The following is a 21,516-nucleotide window of genomic DNA, read 5'->3' as shown; positions in this document are numbered from 1 at the left end:
TTTTATTACCCGGGAACCAAATCCACAAATTGTTTATTAATTGCCTGTCTACATCATGAAACAGAAACCAAAAGAAAAGCGGGTCAGTATCCAAAAGGTGTTTGCGACCATCGTCTGGCCCCGTCGAAAGCACCTACTGCTTGGATTATTTTTAATTGTAATCAGTCGATTAGCAGGATTAGTTCTTCCCGGTGCGAGTAAGTACTTGGTAGATGATGTCATCCCCTCCAATGATCTACACCTTTTGAAATGGCTGATAATTGCAGTGGTTGCAGCCATTGTAATTCAATCGGTCACATCCTATGCTCTGACACAAATCCTTTCAGTAGAAGCACAAAATCTCATCGCTAAGCTTCGTTCCCAAGTCCAAAGTCATATTATCAAGCTTCCCATTCGGTTTTTTGACAATACCAAAACCGGGGAATTGGTGTCTCGGATTATGAGTGATGTGGAAGGTGTCCGCAACTTGGTGGGGACTGGGTTTGCACAGATGATAGGTGGAATTTTGACCGCGGTGATTTCCTTGATTTTACTAATCAGTATTTCACCGATGATGACCTTGTATGTTCTCGTTCCGGTGATTGTCTTTGGAGTTGTTTCGTTGAAAGCTTTCGGCAAAATCCGCCCAATTTTCAGAGAGCGGGGAAAAATCAACGCCCAAGTGACCGGAAGGCTTACTGAAACACTAGGGGGGATCCGTGTGATCAAAGGCTTCAATGCAGAAGAGCAGGAAATCAAAACTTTCCAAAAAGGAGTAGATGAACTTTTTCAGAATGTAAAATCAAGTCTTACTGCGACATCATTTGTTACTTCAGCGGGGACTTTACTCTTGGGACTGGCATCTGCCGGCATCATGGGGATTGGTGGCTGGATGATTATGGAAGGTCAAATGACTTTTGGTGACTTCTTGGCCTTTACGCTCTACTTGGGATTCATGATCGCACCCATCGTTCAAATGTCAAATATTGGCTCCCAACTCACAGAAGCTTTCGCCGGCTTGGATAGAACGGAGGAAATCATGAATGCTCCGCTGGAATCGGATGATAAAAAGCGGAAAATCGAACTTCATGATTTTAAAGGAGATATTCTTTTCGATAAGGTATCATTCTCATACGAGGAAGGAAAAGAAGTGGTGAAAGAAATCAGTTTCGAGGCTCCAGCAGGGTCAGTTACTGCACTTGTCGGAACCTCCGGCTCGGGAAAGACTACGATCGCGGGTTTGGCAGCTAGTTTTCTGAATCCTGATTCTGGAGAGATTTCTCTGGATGGAAATGACTTGGGTGAAGTGACCTTGGAGTCCTATCGGTCCCGCTTGGGTGTAGTGCTCCAGGATGATTTTCTCTTTGAAGGTACTATCCGCGAAAACATCCTTTTTCCAAGGCCGGATGCCACAGAAGACCAACTTCATCAAGCTGTACGTGCTGCTCATGTTCAGGAGTTCACCGATCGCTTTGAGGATGGGTTGGACACCTTGATTGGTGAGCGTGGAGTCAAGCTTTCTGGCGGTCAGCGCCAACGAATCGCTATCGCAAGGGCGATTTTGGCTGATCCGAAAATTCTCATTCTGGATGAAGCTACTTCGAATCTGGATACGGAGTCAGAAACGCTCATCCAAGCCAGTTTGAAGGAATTGATGAAAGGGCGTACCACATTCGTGATTGCTCACCGGTTGAGTACGATTCGACAGGCAGATCAGATTTTGGTCATCGAGCAGGGCGAGATCGTGGAGCGCGGCAAACATGATGAATTAATAGCGCTAGAAGGGCGATATTATCAGCTGTATACTTATCAGGCTAGGATTTGATTTCATTTTGATCATAGTCAAAGCCAAGGCATTCGATTTGCAGGAAGGTATTTTGTAAATTTGATCTCCCAAATAAATTTTAGAAATGAGTGAACTTCAATGGTACGTGATGTACACGGCTTCGCGTTCGGAAAAAAAGGTAGCGAAAAGACTGAGAGAGAAGGGATGGGACGTTTACCTTCCTTTGGTGACAGAACTTCGTCAATGGTCCGATAGGAAGAAAAAAGTAGAACGTCCACTTTTTAATGGTTATGTATTTGTCAAAACCCAACGAAACCAGCTTTGGGAATGTCTCCAAGAGCCTGGTGCAGTGAAATTCGTCCACTTTTCAGGTCAGCATGCTACGGTTCGGGAAGAGGATTTGGATAAAATCAAACGGGTAGTCGAAACGGGAGTAGCTGTAGAAACCGACGGTACTGAAATCGAACCCGGCGAGCAAGTGGAAGTCATCGGAGGACCACTTCAAAATATGGTTGGGGAATGTATCGAAAAGGGAAATAAAGATTATTTCGTAATCAGAATCCCGGGTATTTACCAGAATATGTTGATTAATCTCCCTCGTAAATATCTACAGGTGCTTCCCTCCAAAGCATCTTAAAATTAAGTTTATTCAAAACAAAAAAGGAATGCTTTTGCATTCCTTTTTTACTTTAAAGACCGGTGTAACTGAAGGGTGAAATCTGCTTCAATTCCTGCTTGATCTCATCAGAGACGGCTAAACCCTCGATGAATTTGGCGATGGAATCTTGGGTGATTTTTTCATTTGTTCTTGTAAGATCCTTCAGTGCTTCATAAGGTTTTGGGTAACCCTCGCGTCGTAGAATAGTCTGTATTGCTTCAGCAACTACTGCCCAGTTTTCTTGTAAATCCGAATCGATCGCGGCTCTGTTGAGCTCTAATTTCCCTAGTCCTTTTTTCAGAGACTCTAGAGCGATAAGCATATGGCCTAATGGCACTCCAATGACCCGAAGGACGGTGCTGTCTGTCAGATCCCGCTGCAATCTCGAAATCGGAAGTTTTGCTGAGAGATGCTCCAAAAGAGCGTTGGCGATACCCAGGTTTCCTTCCGCATTTTCAAAATCAATCGGATTTACCTTGTGAGGCATAGCAGAGGAGCCTACTTCTCCAGCCTTGATTTTCTGTTTGAAATAATTCATCGCCACATATTGCCACACATCTTTCGAAAGGTCCAATAAGACTGTGTTGATGCGCTTCATTGCATCGAAAAGAGCAGCAAGATTATCATAGTGCTCTATCTGAGTAGTGGGAAATGAGCGGGAAAGGCCTAAATATTTTTCTACAAAATGCTTTGCAAAGTCATTCCATGGCAAATGTGGATAGGCAACCAAATGCGCATTCATATTACCTGTAGCGCCACCAAATTTCGCTGAATAGGGGACTGCTTGGAGTTGCTCAAGTTGCTGCTCAATTCGGGTGATAAAAACCTGGAACTCTTTTCCGAGTCGAGTGGGGGACGCTGGCTGACCATGGGTTTTGGCCAGCATGGGAATGGATTCCCAAGATTTAGCTTGTTCTCTGAGCTTGTTCAATACACTATCAAGCGTAGGCAAGATTACTTTCTCCAATCCCTCTTTCAACATGAGCGGAGTAGCTGTATTATTAATGTCTTGAGAGGTAAGCCCAAAGTGGATGAACTCTTTGAAAGGCTCTTGTCCAAGCTCATCAAATTTTTTCTTCAGGAAATATTCAACTGCTTTTACATCATGATTAGTGACCTTTTCAGTTTCCTTGATCTCTTCTGCATCCTCAAGGGAGAAATTTTTGACAATATTTCGCAGAGCTGCAAAAAGATCTGTGTCAAAACCTGCCAATTGAGGAAGGGGGAGTTCGCAAAGGGCGATGAAATATTCTACCTCTACATGAACTCGATATTTGATCAAAGCAAATTCAGAAAAATAGGCTCTTAAAGCTTCGGTTTTGCCGGCATATCTGCCATCTACCGGACTGATGGCGGTCAGGGGATTGAATTCCATGATTAGATTGGTGATGAAGTACTTTCCAATTTGAGCTGCAATTTACGGCATTGCCTGAAAATATGCCCCGATAGAAGAATAATTATCGATCAGAGCAAACTAAGCGAAAGAAATTATGGTTTGACTATTGAAAAATCAGGCATAAGCTCTGTATTGTCAGTTGCCTCATTAATTTTGCACCCGAATATATCCCTGTAGGAATGTTTAATTTATTTAAGAAGAAGAAACCTGAAGCGAAGAAGTCAAATTTCTTACCTCTAAAAGTGAGGGAAGTAGTCAGGGAAACGCCAGATACTGTAAGTATATATTTTGAGCAGCCAGAACCTTTCTTGGAGTACAAACCCGGTCAGTTTTTGACTTTGGTTATGGACTTTGGGGGTAAGGAGCATAGACGCTCTTACAGCCTTTGTACATCTCCTTTTGTCGATCCTTTTCCTGGGATTTCGGTCAAAAAGGTAGAAGGAGGTCTTTTTTCCAACTATCTCAATGAGAAGGTGTTTCCGGGTAAAACCATCAACGTCCTGCCTCCTTTGGGAAATTTCACGGTTGATTTTCACAGCTCACTTCAGCGGCACTTTATTCTGGTAGCGGGTGGAAGTGGGATCACGCCTATCATGGGGATATTGAAATCTGTTTTGGTCAATGAACCCAAGTCCATTGCGACATTAATTTATTGCAGCCGAAATGAGGAAATGATCATTTTCAAGGATCAACTCGAAAAATTGGAAAAGGCCAACCCTGATCGCCTAAGGATAGAGCATGTTCTTAGCCAACCTTCATCCGAGTGGACAGGAACTTATGGCCGATTGGATCATGCCAAATTCAAAGAGCTTGTCGCTAATACCGAGTATGAGCAGCGATATGAAGAAATCTATTTTCTCTGCGGACCGGAGGGAATCATGAGCACTGCTCAAAATGTCCTCAACGAAATCGGAGTACCTGATGAGCGTGTCCACACCGAAAGCTTTTTTTCAGCAGCTGCAGAGCAAGCCAAGGCAGATGCAAAAGCTGGGATTGCTGCGGGAGTTTTGACACGGGATGTGAAAATCACTTTGGAAGGGGAAGATCATCTTGTGAGCGTATCTCCGGATAAAACCATCTTAGAAGCTGGTTTGGAGGCTGGTTTGGATATGCCATATAGCTGCCAAAGTGGGCTTTGTACTGCTTGTCGTGGTAGAATTACCTCTGGTCAGGTGAAAATGGACGAGGATGCTGGCTTGAGTCCCAAGGAGATCGAAGAAGGATATATTTTATGTTGCTCTTCTCGTGCTGTAAGTGACGACATTAAAATCACAATCGAATAGAGTTTTGGAATTAGATATAGAAAAGCTAAAAAAGAGCTACCGAAAGCAGGAGGTAACTTCGCTAATATTGATGCTGGTTGCGCTGCCTATATTCGGAATTGTATACCTCTATTATACTTCTGGTAATTTAGACTGGGATTTACCTCAAATTCCAGATTTCTTCAGGGGCTTAATGATTGGTTCTGGATACGGCTTGTTGATTGGCCAATTTTTTATTTTCCGGGACGAATTGAAAAGAGCTAAATCAGAAAATGTATTTGAAGGAAAAGTGATGCAGTACCTTCGGGCTTCTCAAAAGCGCGTTGGTTTTCTGTTTTTAATATCCTTGATCAGTGCAGTAGGTTTACTGTTTTTCCAAAGTGCCTGGTTTGTGATCATGTTTGCATTGGCACTTGTATTTTTCTCTTTAGCTAAAGTCACACCTGACCGGATGAAGCGGCTACTGAAACTCAGTAAGGAAGAGGGCGAAATTGCCCGTTTGATTTCAAGACCATAAATGAAAAAGCCCTTTTTGACTATCAAAAAGGGCTTTTTTGTGATTAAATAGTTGGTTTAGTTTTCAATGGAAATGCTTCCTGAAGTGATCTTACCTTTGACCCATGAGGCAGCCCCATTATCCAGTTCTAGACTTTTATTACCCCTGGAGTTTCCTACTCGTAGGTTACCGGAAGATGCGCTCAGATCAAAATTGAAGTTTTCCAGATTCGAATTGGTTTGAATTCGGAAGTTTCCTGAAGAACCTGAAAAACTGGTATTAGGACCAAGTCCGGCATTTTCAGCTCGCATCGATCCGGATGTAAATTTCAAGGCACCAAGTGCACCGATATTTTCCAATTCAGCTCTGCCAGAGGTAAACTGCACATTGATTTCTCCTCTGATATCAGAAGCGTTTAATGAACCACTGGTGGATTTATAAGAAACATTTCCGTCTACTTGGGAGATTTCCCCTCGACCTGAAGTCAAGGATGCAGTTACATCGCCACCAATGATCGAAGCTATTAAATTACCTGAGGTTCCACCGATAATTAAATCCCCCTGAATGTCTTCTGCGATGATTCTTCCAGAAGTTACTTTGAGACGAGTCGTTTCGGAATTAACCCGGCTGATCTTGGCACTTCCTGAGCTATTTTGGACGTCCAATTGGATGGATTCGGGACCTTTAATCCGGATGTATCCATTGTTTTTGGAGTTTCCCCAGCTTACGTTGCGACTTCCGCGCTCATACTTGATTTTCAATACATTACCTAGCGTGACAAATACGATGTCCTGATCTTCATCATTGGACTCTAGATAAGCTTCTACCTGAACTTCGTCTCCGAAGCCTCCTTCGTAAGTCACTTCAAGCCAACCTCCCTCAATTTCGAGTTTTTCGATATTTGAATAGGATTTGTTGACGTCCACAAGGACATTTTGTGCAAAAGCACTACTTCCGATCAGAAGTAGTGCAAAACAGAGGTTGAAAGTTTTCAAAATATTGTTCATAGTGTGTTATTGGTTTTAATCTATTCGAAGTCCAAAACTTATCGCTTGCAATTCAGGTCCTAAGCCCGGCTGAAACAAGTCATTCAAATCATAATTGAAGAAAAAGGTCACATCGCCGACACCTATTTCTCCTCGGAGGCCGTATCTGAAGTTTTCTACATACATGTTGGATTTGGTAAAGACCTTTTGCTTATCACCATCCAAGTCGTCATAGACATATTTACCTCTACCTCCCAGTCTAAATCCAGCATAGCCACCTGCACCAATTCTGAAATTGCCATCATTGGTTCTAAAAGTAGGCACAAGGGTCAGCGTGGCATAGGAAGCAGAAATTTTCGATTTGGTAGGTACACCTTCAGGACCGTTTGGTAAATCTTCAAAGTTGACAAAGTCAAGCCCATCAGGATTTCTCACTGCGATAGTACCTCTATCCTCGAATTTAAAGTTGTACCAATTCACTCCAAGTGTGGATCGAAGATGGAAGTTTTTACTAGCCTTCCAAGTACCTACAGAGTGAAGTGATACATACCAACTTCCCCAAGGTTTCACCTGCGGTGCGCCCTTATCATTTGGGTACATGCTGAGACCGATTTCACTTTCCAAAAAGTTGTAATAAAACTTATTGGTAGACTTTCGGATGTACTTTTCGGGATCATTGTCAAGCTGGTTATCCTCTTCCCATTCTATGAGCTTGGTGCCATCTGCATATTTGGTGACAGTCCAGCTTTTGCCCATGATGGTGTAGTCTAAAGTTTTTTCCACTTTTTTAGTGGTATCCTGTGATTGTGCAAAAGTTCCCGAAGCAAAAATCACAAGAGCTAGGATAAATAGTGGTAGTTTTCTCATTGTTTTTGTATTGATAGTTGGTAAAAAGCTTAGAATGAGTGGTTTAGAATACGATGCCAAATGTAATCGGATTCAATTCAGGTCCTTTTCCGTCTTGGAATAGATTGTTGAGGTCATAAGTGGAGAAGAAAGTAAATCGTCCTACTCCGATTTCTCCCCGGACGCCATAGCGCAAATTGTTAAGGTATAAGCCGGTATTTTGCTTGTCTTTTTTACGTCCTGAGCCTCCAAGTTCGCGGTAGACAAATTTAGATTGACCTCCCAATCTGTAACCTACATAGGGTCCTGCTGCGATTCGAAGTCCTCTTCTACCATTGTCATTCATTCTCCCAAAATCCAACTCCAGCATGGTCATGGCGGTAAGGTAAGAAGCTGAGATTTTGCTCTTGAATCCATCTACATCTGTACGCTGAGTAAATTCAATCATGTCGTCTCCGCGTACTGCCTGAAAGTCTCGATTTTCAAACTTGAAGTTGTAGAACTGAAAGCCTACACCGAAATTCCAGTAAAATCCCTTGGAAATACGCTGTGCAGCCATCCAATTCAGTCCCAGATTCCAGCTTCCCCAGCCTTTGACTGCGTAGGGATTGTCTGAAGTTGGAAATTGTCCATCTGCGTCGAGGTAATTGTTGACGCCCAGATCCACATTAAAGAAGGTACGAAAAGCGGGTTCTTCCTTTTTGGACCGGTTTGTTTCGATTTTGACTTTGGTATTGGCGCCGGTTTCATCTACGTAGACGCGCATACCTCCGATTTGCACTTCGGTCTCCAGTCCATCTTCTCGTACTTTCACCACTTCTTTGGTGGATCCATCTTTCTTACGGATTTCTACGATAGTCAATTCGCCGGTATCTTCATCTTCTTCAAGACCCAGGGATCTGATTATCTCATTGATATCCATCGATTTAAGTCGTTCAAAGTCTTCTTTATTTTCGACGATAATCACGACTTTACCGGATTTCCCGAATTCGACTATCACAGAGTCTTTGGTGATCAGGTGATCATTGGATGGCAAGCTGTTGTATGCAAAAGCAGTTTGCACAAGGGCCATCAGGCAGAATAATAGCAGGTACTTTTTCATTTTTGTATAAATAAATAGGTGGTGGTTTTTTTATTCTTCAGTTACTTTTTCTTTTCGAGTCACCAGGGCCGTAAACAAGTTGTTTTTGGCATCCTGTAGATTTGCAAAGCCTTCATCGACTTTCCCCAAAAGACCTTCTACTTGATTGACTTTTCGACCGATATCAGCAATCAGGTTTTTATCTTCTTTGATTCCGTCGGAAATGATGGTCACTCGATATGCCGGTTCTTCTACAGGTTTTGCTTCAGCGATCAATAGACCTTGGTTGATTTCTGTAGTTGGTACACTTGGTAGTTCTACTTCTTTGTTGATTCTGATTTCAGGTAACTCCTCTCGGACTTTTGGTTCTTCGATTTCCGTCTCCGCTTGCGCAATCAGGTTTTGAGGAGTCTGGAATTCTTTTTTCACAGTTGGTTTTGGATCATTTCTTGGCGATTCTTCTTCCTGAATGATTTCAGTACTTGATTCCTTTTCATCAGTTTTCTGAGGTTCTTCTGTTTCAGCGATAGTTACCGGTGGAGTTTCCACAGAGCTCGGCTCGGTGATTTCCTCCGAAAGAAGATTTTGTTCTTCAATTGGACTGTCTGTACTGCGAAGTAGGCTACCGACGGCAAGTAATAAGGCCACCGCTGCAGCTACTGCCCACCATACAAAAGGGGCTGATTTCTTTTCTTGCTTAGGCAACTGGTTTTCAAGTCTCTCCCAAGCCAATCGACTGGGTTTGACCTCGTGATTCTCCAGGTTTTCCCGAAAAATCGTATCCAAGTTTTCTTTATTCTTAGCCATTGATTCTCTTTTTTTTGAGTTGTTGACTGGCGATTTTTTCTTTCAATACATTCCTTGCACGGTTCAGTTGAGATTTCGAAGTGCTTTCACTGATTCCCAGTAGATCTGCAATTTCCTGATGTGCATAGCCTTCAATCGCATAGAGGTTGAAGACTGTCCGGTATCCTACAGGCAGGCTTTCTACCATGTCCATTAAATCCTCTGCTTCGAGATCTGTACTTTCGTAGTGGAAGTGCTCATATTGATGATCTTCTTCCACATGTACTTCCATCATGAGATGGCGATTACTTCTCAAAGTCATGAGGGACTGAGTGACGACGATTCGCTTCATCCAGCCTTCAAAGCTGCCTTTTCCCTCGTACTGAGGTAATTTTTCGAATATTTTCATGAAGCTTTCGATCATTACGTCCTCTGCATGCTCTCTATTCTTCAGGTAGCGAAGGCATATCGCCAGAAATTTGCCTGAATAGCTATCGTACAATGCCCGCTGAGCCGAACGGTCTCCTTTGAGGCATCCCTTGATTAGCTTTTCGTCTGAAGAATAGTTGGTTTTAAATAACATTCTTGGTGGCTTTCAATGAGGTAGATGTCACTTTTGAAAAATTGGTTGCATGCAGAGTGAAAAAAAGTTAAAAAAATATTTAAATAACTGAAAATCAACGCATAAAATATAGTGGTTGAATTAGCATGGCTTTTACGCCATACTTTTGCCAAGCCTGAAATGCTGAATTCCACCAAAGTTTTGCCTTGGTAGGTTAAGTCTTTAGAAGAATGCTTTGTAATTGATGATGATATCTAACGTAGTCCACTCGGCCTTTTTGACGACAACAGGTTGTATACTTCCATTTCCATCAAACATATTGGCGAACAAGCCTTCTTCCTCCTTTACAAAAACTGAGTAGGTTCCCGGGGCTAACTGAATGCTGTACTTGCCATCCGCATCGGATTGGACAGAATCAATCGGTTCTCCTTTTACTCTACTGAATAAGGCTCCTTCCCTCGCTGCATCCGAAAGGTTTGTCAAAGGATAAATCAGCAACATTCGCTCTGCCGGTACTCCTTTAGGATTGACTTCAGAGGACTTCCCATCTTCGCTTATCATAGGCATTTGATTTCCCTCGAGCCAAGTGACTTTCCCCTGTATTCCCTGACCGTCAGAAAGTGGAGGCTTGCAGGAAATTGTCATAAGAATGGGAATTATAAGTAGCGCTAAGATAATTTTCGAAGACATGTTTGTAGGCTTAAATATTTTCAAAAAGCAGAACGGACTCTAGATAATTTGGAATAATCGTTCTCCAGCCTAGTTCGAAGTCCAACTTATGTGCCAATTCTTCGGAGTTTTTCCCCTCTCCGTGTACGATAAAAGTTATTTTGGGGCTTTCGGTAAACCCTTCAGCCCATTCCATCAATTCTTCCTGGTCGGCATGTGCTGACAATCCATCTATTTGATAGATTTTGGCTTCATTTGGCACTTGATTTCCGTAAATGGTAATGAATTTTTCGCCCTCAATAAGTCTTCTTCCACGAGTTCCTTCGGCCTGAAAACCAACGAAAATGACCCCATTCTTTGGGTTTGGAAGGTGATGGTATAGATGATGAAGTACCCGGCCACCTGTCGCCATCCCCGAGGCGGAAATAATGATCGCGTTCCCTCTGAATTCATTCAATGACTTTGAGTCTTCTTGTTTTCGATAGTATTTGAGCTGTGGATGATCGAAAGGATGAGCGTCTTCCTCTTCAAGTACAGCACTCAGTTGATGATCATTTCGAAACTTCATGTAAAGCTCCGTCGCATTGATACCCATAGGAGAGTCAACAAAAACAGGGACTTTTGGGATTTTTCCCTTTTGCATCAGTTGAAAAATATGATACATCACCAGCTGCGTCCGGCCAACTGCAAAAGAAGGGATGATTACCAAGCCCCCTCTGTCAAAAGTGTCTGTAATTGCAGCAGCCAGTTCTTCTCCGGGGCGTGATTTTGTAGCAATTCTATCTCCATAAGTTGACTCGATCCAGAGAATATCAGCTTTTGGGATAAGGGTAGGAGGGTACAAAATCGGATCATGGAACCTACCCAAGTCACCAGAGAAAACTAGTCGCTTTTTTTGGGTATCTCCTTCAATCAAAACTTTGACAATGGCTGCACCTAGAATATGACCTGCATGATAATAGGTGACAGTAATCTTGGGGTGAATGGAAAAGGGCTTTTCGAAATCCTGTGTAACAAAAAGTGGAAATACTGCCTCTGCATCTTCTGCGGTGTAAAGTGGTTGCGGATTTTTATGTCTTGAAAAACCCTTTTTTCTTGCATATTCAGCTTCCTCTTCCTGTAACTTTCCAGAGTCCAATAGTAGAATTTTGGCTAATTCTGCTGTTGCTTCAGTACAATAAATTGGACCATTGAAGCCTTGCTTTACCAGACGAGGAAGGTATCCGATATGGTCTAAGTGGGCATGAGTAAGGATGACTGCCTCCATTTGATCGAGAGGCATGGGGAATTTGTCCCAGTTTCGCTCTCTGAGTTCTCTTCTTCCCTGAAACAACCCACAATCCACCAAAAACTCAAAATCACCTGTATCAATCAAATATTTTGAACCGGTCACGGAACCTGCTCCTCCTAAAAATTTTGCGCTGATGTTCATCTGATCTTTTTTTGGAGAAGTTACAAAAAAAGGGACACTCGGCTAGGAATGTCCCTCTTTTTTTAGTCAAGAGTATCGAGTCGCTGCAGGTATTTAGCCCTCGAAAGACTGTCTAAGGTCTCTCTGCTCGTACTTTCATTTTGATCCTCGTTTTCGGCATCTTCCTCCTCTTCATAATCTACTTCATCACTGACTTCTGGAATTTCACAGGTAAGGCAAACTAAGCCAGCCTCATTGAAAGCCCAAGTATTTCCCTCCTGTACATCTCGATTTCTATACCCATTTCTATAGATAGTATTTCGGAGAATTTCCAAAAGGGATCGATCCATAATGAATGGTTTTTCATAAGGGATTGACATGGTGAGACTGACGCGCTGACCTCTAAAGATCTCAATGGCACTGTAATCATATCCAGGAGGGAAAGTCACTACAGAATCTTGTATGCTGATGTTGTAAGACAATAGTTTTGCGTTTTCTAATGATTCAGCCTTTGTTTTTCCTCTGGAGAAAAACTCCTTCTCTAGAGTTACTAAGGAGTCGGAAGTTCCGATCAGTTTAAGGCTGACCTCATTAAAATCTGGATCTTCGGCTTGATTATCCAAGGTCAATAACATCGTCCCACCAGTTGCGGAAATGGTTTCAGTTTCTTGATATCTGTTTTCGTTTTTGAACTGACTGACTATTCTAGGGACTTGGAATAAAGCTATGCCCAGGCATAGGAGCCAGAGAGCAAATGCAATCAATCCAAACCGATTAGCAACCAGATTCTTGCGAATCAGCACACTTAGTCCAAGGAGCATAAAGATGACACCAGGTATAATCATCAAGAAGGATGAACTAATGGCTAGCCAACTAGGTACAATTCCGGTGAATAGCTCAAAAGGAACTTCACCCGTGGTCATCACATAATCATTTGGATTGAGATACTCAAAGAAGAAGGCTAGTACGATCAAAGGTGAAATGGTCAATGATAGTCCAATAAAGAAGACGATCATCCCGAATATGACCCGAAAGACTGCCAATAGAAATTTACCCAAAGGTCCCAAGGCTTTTCCTATTGCCTCAATGACTTGTCCCAAAACCCGGAACGGTGCCATCAGAATTCTCTTTGCTGAAGATTCTGGCTGAGGAGGAATAGGGTTCATGTTTTCCTTTAGCGTCGAATCAATATTGTCCAAGGTGATTTCCCCACCTTTCATTTTTATTCGCTCAGTGATCGAAAGGGCCACCGGCGTGATAATCCACAAGATCAGGTAAATCAATACTCCGGAGCCACCGGCTATGGTAAGGAATACGAAAGCTAATCTGACCCAAAGTACTTCGACTCCGAAATAAGCAGCTAAGCCACTCGCCACGCCTCCTAAAGCCTTGTCGTCAGGATTTCTGTATAGCTTTTTGATCGACTTATCTTCTTCATAATCATAGCTAACAGGAAGGATGATCCACATCACGATATAGGCTACCAAGGTGAAGAAGCCAAATGAGAATTTAAATCTTACCTCATCAAAAATCCAAAACCCAGGGCCTTCGAATATGCTATTAAACTGACCGCTAAAGAGCAATAGAAGCGCAATCAAACGAATCCAAAGCGGGTCAATCCTAAAGTAGTTAGCGATTCCGGCGCATACACCTCCCAGAATTTTCTTGGGTTCGGATCGCATGAGTTTTTTATACCCCTGCTTCTCATCTCCTGGAGGAGTCACGTATTTATAGAAGTCCTCCTGCGTAGATTCTTCTTTCTCCGGAGCAGCTTCTTCTTCTCCTTGTTCTACGGAGACGAAATCTGCAATAGTCCCCATTTTCTTGATGAGGTTATCTACGTTTTCCGCAGTGATTACCTGCTTGTTGTTTTTGAGATTGCTGAGAAAAATCTCCGCAATTCTGTTTTCGATATCAGAAATGATTTCCTGATTATCGGAGTAAGAGGAGAAATGTCTATTGATCGCATCGAGATATTTTCGAAGGGTATCGTAGCCATCCTCTTCGATGTGGAATAAAATTCCGCTTATGTTGATACTTATGGTCTTTTTCATGATTTTTTCTTTTTTCGACTACTTCTGCTTTGGTCTTGGATTATTTTTTCCGGGTGATCATTTGGGTGGAATCCAAGATGGATTGCCAGGTTTCCTGTAGGGTGGAGAGAAATTCTTTGCCCTGTTCTGTAATAGAATAGTACTTTCTCGGAGGCCCAGATTCAGATTCTACCCAGCGGTATTTGACCAGCTCCGCAGCTTTGAGACGATTGAGAAGAGGGTACAATGTGCCTTCGACTACGATCATTTGCGCTTGAGTTAGTTCCTCTATAAGATCGGAGGTATAAACTTCATCGCGCGAAATGATGTGAAGGACACAGAGTTCTAATAGTCCCTTTCTCATTTGAATTTGTGTGTTGGCTATATTCATGTCGATAGTGGTGATAGTCTTTTTCAGCCAAAATATTCTCTTCTATTCACTGAAAAGATTTTTGCCTTGCTGATAATTAATGAAAAATGATACCAATCTTTTCCAAGCTACCTTGTAATGCCTAATTCTAGGCATGAAGTATGGAGTTTCGAATTGAAAACCATATAAAAACACCTGTTTAGGTTGTTTAAATGAGGTTTTTGTAGGATTTGAAAGATTTTGAAAAAAATATAGGCGCCCTGCCCTTGGACTTTTTGTGTATAAAAAAATGTAGAGAACCGTACAAAAAAGTGTTCGGTCCCGTACATTTTTTTTACGCTTCTCCAGGGAATATTCCTGAGATTAATTCATCTAACAAGAATTTGGTTATTTTGGCCTTGTGAATCAATCGAAGGCCTTTTATCTAAGGATTTTTACACTCATCACTCTTCTAGGAACAGGGATCTCCTTGAAGGCACAGGATCTTACTCCAAAATATTCCAATGAGTTCTTGAATATTGGGGTAGGTGCTAGGGCTTTGGGAATGGGAGGAGCGCAGGTTTCTGCCGTAAGGGATGTAACAGCCTCCTACTGGAATCCCGCCGGGCTTTTTGGCACTAAAAACCGCTACGAGGCTACCTTGATGCATGCTGAATATTTTGCGGGGATAGCTCAATACGATTACTTGGCATTTACCACACCGATCAAGGATCAGAGTCAAATTGCTGTTTCTCTAATCCGCTTTGGAGTTGATGATATTCCTGATACTAGGTTTTTGTATGATGCCAACGGTGCATTGAATTACAACAATATTCAGTTTTTCAATGCAGCCGACTACGCACTCTTGCTCACCTATTCTCGGGCGATTTCGGATCGAATCAAAGTCGGAGCAAATGCCAAAGTGATTCACCGAAATGTGGGGAAATTTGCCTCTGCTTGGGGTTTCGGATTGGATGTCGGAGCTATGTATCACAAGGATAAGCTCACCGTCGGCCTTATGCTGCGCGATATCACCACCACCTTCAATGCTTGGGCTCATAATGCTGAGATGGTAAGAGATATCTATGCAGATACTGATAACGAGGTGCCGCTAAACTCGGTGGAACTCACTTTGCCAAGGGCAATCAGTAGCATCAGCTATTACTGGAAGCTTGGAGAAACATTTGGTCTGGTCTCAGCACTTGATCTGGATATGACCTTTGATGGAAATAGGAACACTCTTATTTCTACTTCACTGCTGAGTATTGACCCAAGACTTGGCTTAGAGCTGAGTTTTAAGCAGGTGGCTTTCCTGCGTACAGGAGTGAGTAATTTTCAGTACATCAAGGATTTTCAGGGTAATGAAAGTTTAAATTTCCTCCCAAGTGCAGGTTTGGGATTCAATATCAATCAGCGTTTCCAAATCGATTATGCACTTTCGGATATTGGAAATATTTCAGAGACACCTTATTCACATATTTTTAGTGTCAAAGTTTCATTAGAAAATCTCAAAGAGGAAGATAGAAAGTATAAAGGATGGGCTTACTGAAACGCATATTGATAATTGCTTTGGTCCTTTTTGCTGTAGGATCCTCACAGGCTCAGATAGCCCGATGGTATAATTATGGGCAGGACTATTACAAGATTAAAACAGCCAAAGACGGTATCCACCGAATTCCAGCTGAGTCTTTGGAAGCAGCAGGATTGAACCTCAATTCCCTAGACCCCAGAAAGCTGAGCTTGTATCATCGGGGGAAAGAAGTAGCCATTTTCGTAGAGGGGGAAGCAGACGGGCAATTGGGAAGTGGTGATTTTATCGAGTTTTACGGTTTGAGAAATGATGCTACGCTGGATTCTCTGCTTTATCGAGATAAATTTCCAGCCAATCCCTACTTTAATTTACATTCAGATAGTACAGCGTTTTTCCTGACCATCAAGTCTGAAGGAACTGGAAAACGAATGCTTGAAAGAGCGGATGTATCGGGCAGTATTCCTGAAATTACCAGCTTTGAGAGTAGCCGTAAAGTTGTTTTTGGAGATCAGTTTTCATTGGGTGCGAGTTATACCTTGGGATTCCGGCTATCTAGTTATGACAACGGAGAGGGCTGGATGAGTACCGTAATTACCAAGGGTGCCGTTCGGAATATTCCCTTTGAAAATTTAGGCCAGATAGTCAATGGAGGAAGTCCTAGATTGGTGATTGGTCTAACTGGTCGGTCAGGAAATCCTCATTTGGTGAGAATTGGAGCTGGTAGAAATGCCGGAACACAGCGAGTACTTCAGGAAGCTATTTTTGAAGGTTTTTCCTCGCTTGAGCTAGAAGTTCCGCTACAATTCTTGGATTTTGATCCAAATGGAAATATAGTAATCTCTGTGAGCCCCCAGGGTCCTGAATCTGCAGATAATATCTCGATCACCTATGCTCAGATTTATTATCAAAAGTCCAAGCCATCGGTGGACTTTTTGTCTGAGGAGATTTCCGTCCCTGCTGGTGAGTCTAGGATTTCTTTGCCCGGCGATGCAGCAGCGTATCGGGCATTTGAAATCACTGATCCGAATAATCTGGAGTTTCTCAATATTACCCAAAATGGAAACCAATTTGTTCTACAGTCCGGAGTAGCTACTGAGGCAAGTAAAATCAAAATCCAGAACCTTTCCGATATACAGATTATCGATAGGCTGGAGCGAGTGAGATTCAGAGATTATTTATCTCAAAGTGCGAACTATCTTTTGGTTGGTCATCGAGAGTTGCAGAAAGCAGGTACGGAATTCGAAAATGTATTGGAGGCTTATGCATCTCACCGGGCATCTCCTACAGGGGGCAACTACGATACCCTCACGCTACTCATGGAGCAGATGTATAATCAATATGCCTATGGTGAAGAAAGCCCTGTAGCGCTTTATAATTTTTTGAAAGAATATTATCCCGTACATAGACCTTCTCATGTGCTATTAGCAGGTAGGGCGCTTGCAATCTATTCAACTGCTCGGGAGGCAGGCGTGACTTACTTCTACCGAAATAGGCCTTCAGCTTTCCCTTTCCAAAGTTTAGTGCCAGTTGCAGGTTATCCTTTTTCGGATAATGAGTTCGTGGTCGATTTGGATCCCCAAAACCCCAACGTGCCTGCGATAGCAATTGGAAGAATACCAGCAAAGAATGCTCAGGAACTTGAAACCTATTTAAATAAGGCTATTGAAAAGGATGAGTTGGGTCTTTCGGAACCTTGGCAAAAAGAGCTCATCCATTTAGGAGGAGGGGTTTCAGAGTTTGAGTTGGATCGATATTTCAGCTTCCTAAATGGATTTAAGGCTATCGCCGAATCTGATTTCTTAGGAGGTAATGTGACCACTTACCGGAAGCGATCCAACAATGTGGTGGAGGTAATTGACATTACTGGAGATTTAAATGAAGGTCGCTCATTGGTGACTTTCTTCGGACATGGCTCTCCTACGATATTGGATATTGATATCGGTTTTGCATCAGATCCGACCATCAATTATCAAAACAAAGGAAAATATCCGGTCATGCTTTTCAATGGCTGTGATTATGGAAGTGCTTTCGGGACCAACTATACTCAGGGAGAAGACTGGGTCATGACGGCTGATAAAGGAGCTTCCAATATTTTGGCTAATTCATCCATTGGCGTAGACGTATTTCTCCGAAGATATTCAGAGCAATTTTATTTGGAGGCTTTTGCTGACAGTGCCAAGATTTTCAGAACTGTAGGTGAGATCAAGCGGACTGCGGAAGGCAATTTTGTCAATCGATATGGCCTCAATCCGCTGAATTATTCCCACATGGAGCAAATGATTCTACTGGGGGATCCGGCTACTCGACTTTTCCCTGCCGATAAGCCCGATTATTATTTGGAAGAATCGGAGGCAAGGATAGGGACTTTTGAAAATGAACCCATTACTACTTTGACGGATAGCCTGAAGCTGACTTTTGTGCTTCGAAATATCGGGATTACAAGTTCTGACTCTATTCATTACAAAGTGAGCAGACAGTTGGCAGATGGGACGGTAATCAATTACCCCGAAATCCAGATTCCGGCAACAAAAAGGTTGGATACGCTCTTTTTCACCATCCCAAATGTGGAGGTGAATTCAGCCGGAGAAAATTTCTTTGAGCTAATCGTCAATAGCAAGCAGGAAGTGGAGGAAATGTCCCTGACGAATAATCAGATTCGGATTTCTCAATTTATTTCACTCAGTGGAACCTTACACTTAAGTCCTAAAGCCTATGCCATCGAAAACTCTACTAATGCAGAGTTGATAGGTCAAATCCCGGGCAAAAACGAAACCGAAAGGATTGTCATCGTTCAGCTTGATACTGCAGCAACCTTTAATTCAGCCTATCGAAAAGAAATCCGAATTCCTACGAAAGGAATTTTCAATTGGCCGGTGGAATTACTCACGGGGCCTGATTCCGTGACTTATTTCTGGAGATCCAAATATCAGGAACCAAGACAAGGTGAAACTGATTCCTGGACGACTACCTCATTTTCTTACATCAATAATGGTCCCGAGGGATGGACTCAGCGAGTATTACCACAGCTTGGAGAGAATATTTTGAATAATCTAGAGGTCAATTCAAATGCCTCAAGATTAAAGTACTTGGATCAGGATTTAGGTTTTGAGGTATTTACGGTAGGATCAGCAGTGGATAGTTTGTCATTTAGAAATACCCAATTTTTCTTAAATGAGGTTCCACAAATCATTGACAATGTCAACAATGCTAATAGTCGACTTTGTCCAAATGGCTCTTTGGGCTTGGTGACTTTTCAGCAGAAAACCTTGCAACCTTACCTTCCAGTACCGGTGCCGGGATTTGATATTTTGGATGGAAGATCATGTGGTCGACCGCCTCAGTTAATTCAGAGCATTCGAAATGCTTGGATAGTAGCTCCGGGAAGGACCATTTTGGATGATTTTACCGAAAATGTAGAAGAGGGAGATTATGTGGTGATTTTCACAGTAGGAGGTGTCAATTTCGATGATTGGCCGGATCAAGCTTATGCAAGATTGAAGGAATTTGGTGCCAGTGAAGTGACCCTTCGAAACTTACAGTCTGGCGATCCTTACATTCTGTATGGACGGAAAGGAATGAAGCCCGGTGAAGCACTTGAGATCATCGGAAATCCTGATTTTGAGGTTCCGTCCAGTCAGCAAACGTTGAGTTTCAAAACAGAATTGACAGGATATATTAGCGAGGGATTGATTATTACCCCTCAAATCGGCCCAGCAAGAAACTGGGAGGCCTTTGTCCAAGAGATCAATGATAGACCTTGGATCCAAGAAGAAGAAACCAATTTTGATATCATCGGTATCAAGTCCAATGGAGAGGAAGAAGTATTACTTACAGAAGTGACTGATTCACAATTGGACCTTTCATTTATCAATTCTGAAGTTTATCCATACCTCCGCCTTCGTTATCGCATGCAAGATGCTGAATCTACGGATCCGGCAGACTTGAATTTTTGGCAGGTGAATTACACTGGAGTTCCGGAAGGAGCATTGATGGTAAATCCTCGCTCCGAAACAGTCAAATTGATCGAAGGACAAACTGGGATTTTGGAATACGAATTTGTGAATGTTTCCAGAAATGACTTTCTGGATTCTATTCAGGTGAATTGGGAAATCACCAATAGCCAATCCAGACAGGTGGAGCGATTCTCCAAAAAATTCCCAGCTCTCAAAGCAGGTGAGCGACTAAGTGAGGCGATCGAGTTTAATACAGTTGGGAAAAATGGAAGCTACGAAATTGAGATTTTCGCCAATCCAAGGATACAGCTCGAGCAGACATTCCGAAATAATCAGCTGGACTTAGGCGTGTACTTCGAAGTAGAAGGGGATGATAGTCAGGACATCTTGGATGTGAATTTCGACGGAGTTTATATCATGGATGGGGACATTGTATCTCCGACAGTCATGATCAATGCCATCCTGAAAAATGATCAAGCTATTTTGCTGAAGAAGGATACCGTTGGGCTGGATATTTTCCTTAAGCGAGAGTGCGAATCCTGTGATTTCGAACGAATCAATTTCTCCAATCCCAATCTAACCTGGACGCCTGCTTCTGAGAATACTGACTTCCGCGTGGCCTTCCAACCTGGACCATTAGAGGATGGTTTATACACACTACGGGTTCAAAATGAAGATTCTCCGGAGCCATATCAGGTTAATTTTGAAGTAATCAATGAATCTCAGATCACCAATTTCTACCCTTATCCGAATCCTTTTAGTACCAGTGTCCGGTTTGTTTTCACACTGACAGGAACAGAAATTCCCGATGAGATCAAGATTCAGATCATGACTGTCACAGGCCGGGTGGTCAGAGAAATCCTTCAGGATGAATTAGGGCCGATCCGAATCGGAAATAATATCACCGAATATGCCTGGGATGGACGAGATGAGTACGGAGATCAGCTTGCAAATGGAGTTTACATTTACCGGGTATTGATCAGAAAGAATGGTCAATTTATGGAACATAGGCCTTCTGCCGGAGACCGGGCTTTCAAGCAAGGCTATGGTAAAATGTATCTTCTTCGCTAAGCCTTTGATAGTTTCCAATTTCTCCATATCCCCCAGATACTGGCAATCAAAAGGATGAATACCAAAAGAATTTGCCAAGGTTCTTGAAGGTTTTCGCGGGCTTCCAAAAAATCACTGGCGATAATTCCGGCAAGAAAAGCCATCAAGGTCCGGGGAAGCATTCCCGGGATACCGTAGATCAATGCTTGTTTGAGCGGGATCTTAAGCGAAGCAAAAAGGAAATTGGAAATGGCAAAAGGTATCACCGGGCTGATTCTGACAAAGAAAATCAGAGAACCGATTCGCTGCATTCGTTTTTCAAAAGCTAATTCCAAATCTGGATACTTTCGAAAAACAAAATCTTTGAAATCTATATTAAGGTAGTGACCAAGCAGGTAGCCGATTACATTAGCCAAGGAATAGGCCAAAACCATAATCGGAAAACCTATCCATCCGAGCCAATAGCCGGTCAACAAGGAGGTAAGTGTGGTAGGGATCAAAGCTAGTCCCATAGCAAGGGCTGCAATGAGAGTGTATAGACTCAGGGATGAAAAACCGCTTATCGGAATTTCAGAAAAGAAAGTATAATTCGATACCACCCATAAGCTGCCCAAAAAAGGTACAAGAGTCACCCAAATCCAAGAAAGAAGCGCCAATGGATGCCTCTGGAGGTAATATAAAA

Annotated in this window: 17 protein-coding genes; 6 read left to right on the top strand and 11 right to left on the bottom strand. The window is 42.6% G+C overall.

Translation table 11 applies throughout. From position 1 onward, the window contains the following. The first annotated feature begins 55 nt into the window (after nt 1–55). Complete coding sequence (locus CDH51_RS07900) at nt 56–1,804, top strand: ABC transporter ATP-binding protein (RefSeq protein WP_100628144.1); 1,749 nt, start codon at nt 56–58, stop codon at nt 1,802–1,804. An 85-nt stretch (nt 1,805–1,889) separates the two neighbouring features. Beyond that, a complete protein-coding gene (locus CDH51_RS07895; RefSeq protein WP_100628143.1) occupies nt 1,890–2,402 on the top strand; it encodes a UpxY family transcription antiterminator in 513 nt (170 codons plus the stop codon). Nucleotides 2,403–2,454: 52 nt separating this feature from the next. Here CDH51_RS07895 and purB read toward each other — a convergent pair whose 3' ends face one another. Continuing rightward, a complete protein-coding gene (gene purB, locus CDH51_RS07890; protein ID WP_100628142.1) occupies nt 2,455–3,798 on the bottom strand; it encodes an adenylosuccinate lyase in 1,344 nt (447 codons plus the stop codon). 200 nt (nt 3,799–3,998) lie between these two features. Here purB and CDH51_RS07885 point away from each other — a divergent pair, with 200 nt between their 5' ends. After that, nucleotides 3,999–5,102, top strand: coding sequence for a ferredoxin--NADP reductase (locus CDH51_RS07885; protein WP_100628141.1), 1,104 nt, complete (start codon nt 3,999–4,001; stop codon nt 5,100–5,102). Between the two features lie 4 nt (nt 5,103–5,106). Further along, nucleotides 5,107–5,598 carry a hypothetical protein gene (locus CDH51_RS07880; protein WP_134202319.1) on the top strand — a complete coding sequence of 164 codons (492 nt, stop codon included), beginning with the start codon at nt 5,107–5,109 and terminating at the stop codon, nt 5,596–5,598. A gap of 56 nt (nt 5,599–5,654) precedes the next feature. Here CDH51_RS07880 and CDH51_RS07875 read toward each other — a convergent pair whose 3' ends face one another. From CDH51_RS07875 to CDH51_RS07835, 9 genes are all read right to left on the bottom strand, one after another. After that, the gene (locus CDH51_RS07875) at nt 5,655–6,584 is read right to left on the bottom strand and encodes a DUF4097 family beta strand repeat-containing protein (protein ID WP_100628139.1); all 930 of its coding nucleotides are present in this window, start codon (nt 6,582–6,584) and stop codon (nt 5,655–5,657) included. Between the two features lie 15 nt (nt 6,585–6,599). After that, entirely contained in the window at nt 6,600–7,430 is an 831-nt protein-coding gene (locus CDH51_RS07870) for an outer membrane beta-barrel protein (RefSeq protein ID WP_100628138.1), read from the bottom strand. Nucleotides 7,431–7,473: 43 nt separating this feature from the next. Then, complete coding sequence (locus CDH51_RS07865) at nt 7,474–8,511, bottom strand: porin family protein (protein WP_100628137.1); 1,038 nt, start codon at nt 8,509–8,511, stop codon at nt 7,474–7,476. A 30-nt stretch (nt 8,512–8,541) separates the two neighbouring features. Continuing rightward, a complete protein-coding gene (locus tag CDH51_RS07860) occupies nt 8,542–9,297 on the bottom strand; it encodes a hypothetical protein (RefSeq protein ID WP_100628136.1) in 756 nt (251 codons plus the stop codon). After that, nucleotides 9,290–9,859: an RNA polymerase sigma factor gene (locus tag CDH51_RS07855; RefSeq protein ID WP_024284933.1), complete on the bottom strand. Its 570-nt coding sequence runs from the start codon at nt 9,857–9,859 to the stop codon at nt 9,290–9,292. The genes CDH51_RS07860 and CDH51_RS07855 overlap by 8 nt, the downstream gene beginning before the upstream one ends. 201 nt (nt 9,860–10,060) lie before the next feature. Continuing rightward, nucleotides 10,061–10,483 carry a carboxypeptidase regulatory-like domain-containing protein gene (locus CDH51_RS07850; protein ID WP_157807072.1) on the bottom strand — a complete coding sequence of 141 codons (423 nt, stop codon included), beginning with the start codon at nt 10,481–10,483 and terminating at the stop codon, nt 10,061–10,063. 55 nt (nt 10,484–10,538) lie between these two features. Beyond that, nucleotides 10,539–11,939, bottom strand: coding sequence for an MBL fold metallo-hydrolase RNA specificity domain-containing protein (locus tag CDH51_RS07845; protein ID WP_100628134.1), 1,401 nt, complete (start codon nt 11,937–11,939; stop codon nt 10,539–10,541). A 62-nt stretch (nt 11,940–12,001) separates the two neighbouring features. Next, the gene (locus CDH51_RS07840) at nt 12,002–13,972 is read right to left on the bottom strand and encodes a PspC domain-containing protein (RefSeq protein ID WP_100628133.1); all 1,971 of its coding nucleotides are present in this window, start codon (nt 13,970–13,972) and stop codon (nt 12,002–12,004) included. 40 nt (nt 13,973–14,012) lie between these two features. Further along, nucleotides 14,013–14,342 carry a PadR family transcriptional regulator gene (locus tag CDH51_RS07835; RefSeq protein WP_024284937.1) on the bottom strand — a complete coding sequence of 110 codons (330 nt, stop codon included), beginning with the start codon at nt 14,340–14,342 and terminating at the stop codon, nt 14,013–14,015. A 409-nt stretch (nt 14,343–14,751) separates the two neighbouring features. Here CDH51_RS07835 and CDH51_RS07830 point away from each other — a divergent pair, with 409 nt between their 5' ends. Then, nucleotides 14,752–15,849, top strand: a complete 1,098-nt coding sequence (locus CDH51_RS07830) for a putative type IX sorting system protein PorV2 (protein ID WP_232724828.1) — start codon at nt 14,752–14,754, stop codon at nt 15,847–15,849. Next, entirely contained in the window at nt 15,837–20,855 is a 5,019-nt protein-coding gene (gene porU2, locus CDH51_RS07825; RefSeq protein ID WP_100628132.1) for a putative type IX secretion system sortase PorU2, read from the top strand. The genes CDH51_RS07830 and porU2 overlap by 13 nt, the downstream gene beginning before the upstream one ends. Here the strand turns inward: porU2 and CDH51_RS07820 are convergent. Further along, nucleotides 20,852–21,346: a TVP38/TMEM64 family protein gene (locus CDH51_RS07820; protein WP_157807071.1), complete on the bottom strand. Its 495-nt coding sequence runs from the start codon at nt 21,344–21,346 to the stop codon at nt 20,852–20,854. The genes porU2 and CDH51_RS07820 overlap by 4 nt on opposite strands. Between the last annotated feature and the right edge of the window lie 170 nt (nt 21,347–21,516).

This window comes from Algoriphagus formosus, from assembly GCF_002807035.1.
Lineage (GTDB): Bacteria > Bacteroidota > Bacteroidia > Cytophagales > Cyclobacteriaceae > Algoriphagus > Algoriphagus formosus.
The sequence above is the reverse complement of the archived record's forward strand: the minus strand, read 5'-3'. Positions and strand labels throughout refer to the sequence as shown.

Bases quoted from the DNA above. Each gene is read 5' to 3' on its own strand.
- CDH51_RS07840 (WP_100628133.1), bottom strand. From the start codon at position 13,972: ATGAAAAAGACCATAAGTATCAACATAAGCGGAATTTTATTCCACATC.
- CDH51_RS07855 (WP_024284933.1), bottom strand. From the start codon at position 9,859: ATGTTATTTAAAACCAACTATTCTTCAGACGAAAAGCTAATCAAGGGA.
- CDH51_RS07845 (WP_100628134.1), bottom strand. From the start codon at position 11,939: ATGAACATCAGCGCAAAATTTTTAGGAGGAGCAGGTTCCGTGACCGGT.
- CDH51_RS07885 (WP_100628141.1), top strand. From the start codon at position 3,999: ATGTTTAATTTATTTAAGAAGAAGAAACCTGAAGCGAAGAAGTCAAAT.
- CDH51_RS07895 (WP_100628143.1), top strand. From the start codon at position 1,890: ATGAGTGAACTTCAATGGTACGTGATGTACACGGCTTCGCGTTCGGAA.
- purB (WP_100628142.1), bottom strand. From the start codon at position 3,798: ATGGAATTCAATCCCCTGACCGCCATCAGTCCGGTAGATGGCAGATAT.
- CDH51_RS07850 (WP_157807072.1), bottom strand. From the start codon at position 10,483: ATGACAATTTCCTGCAAGCCTCCACTTTCTGACGGTCAGGGAATACAG.
- CDH51_RS07875 (WP_100628139.1), bottom strand. From the start codon at position 6,584: ATGAACAATATTTTGAAAACTTTCAACCTCTGTTTTGCACTACTTCTG.
- CDH51_RS07865 (WP_100628137.1), bottom strand. From the start codon at position 8,511: ATGAAAAAGTACCTGCTATTATTCTGCCTGATGGCCCTTGTGCAAACT.
- CDH51_RS07820 (WP_157807071.1), bottom strand. From the start codon at position 21,346: ATGGGACTAGCTTTGATCCCTACCACACTTACCTCCTTGTTGACCGGC.
- CDH51_RS07870 (WP_100628138.1), bottom strand. From the start codon at position 7,430: ATGAGAAAACTACCACTATTTATCCTAGCTCTTGTGATTTTTGCTTCG.
- CDH51_RS07900 (WP_100628144.1), top strand. From the start codon at position 56: ATGAAACAGAAACCAAAAGAAAAGCGGGTCAGTATCCAAAAGGTGTTT.
- CDH51_RS07860 (WP_100628136.1), bottom strand. From the start codon at position 9,297: ATGGCTAAGAATAAAGAAAACTTGGATACGATTTTTCGGGAAAACCTG.
- CDH51_RS07835 (WP_024284937.1), bottom strand. From the start codon at position 14,342: ATGAATATAGCCAACACACAAATTCAAATGAGAAAGGGACTATTAGAA.
- porU2 (WP_100628132.1), top strand. From the start codon at position 15,837: ATGGGCTTACTGAAACGCATATTGATAATTGCTTTGGTCCTTTTTGCT.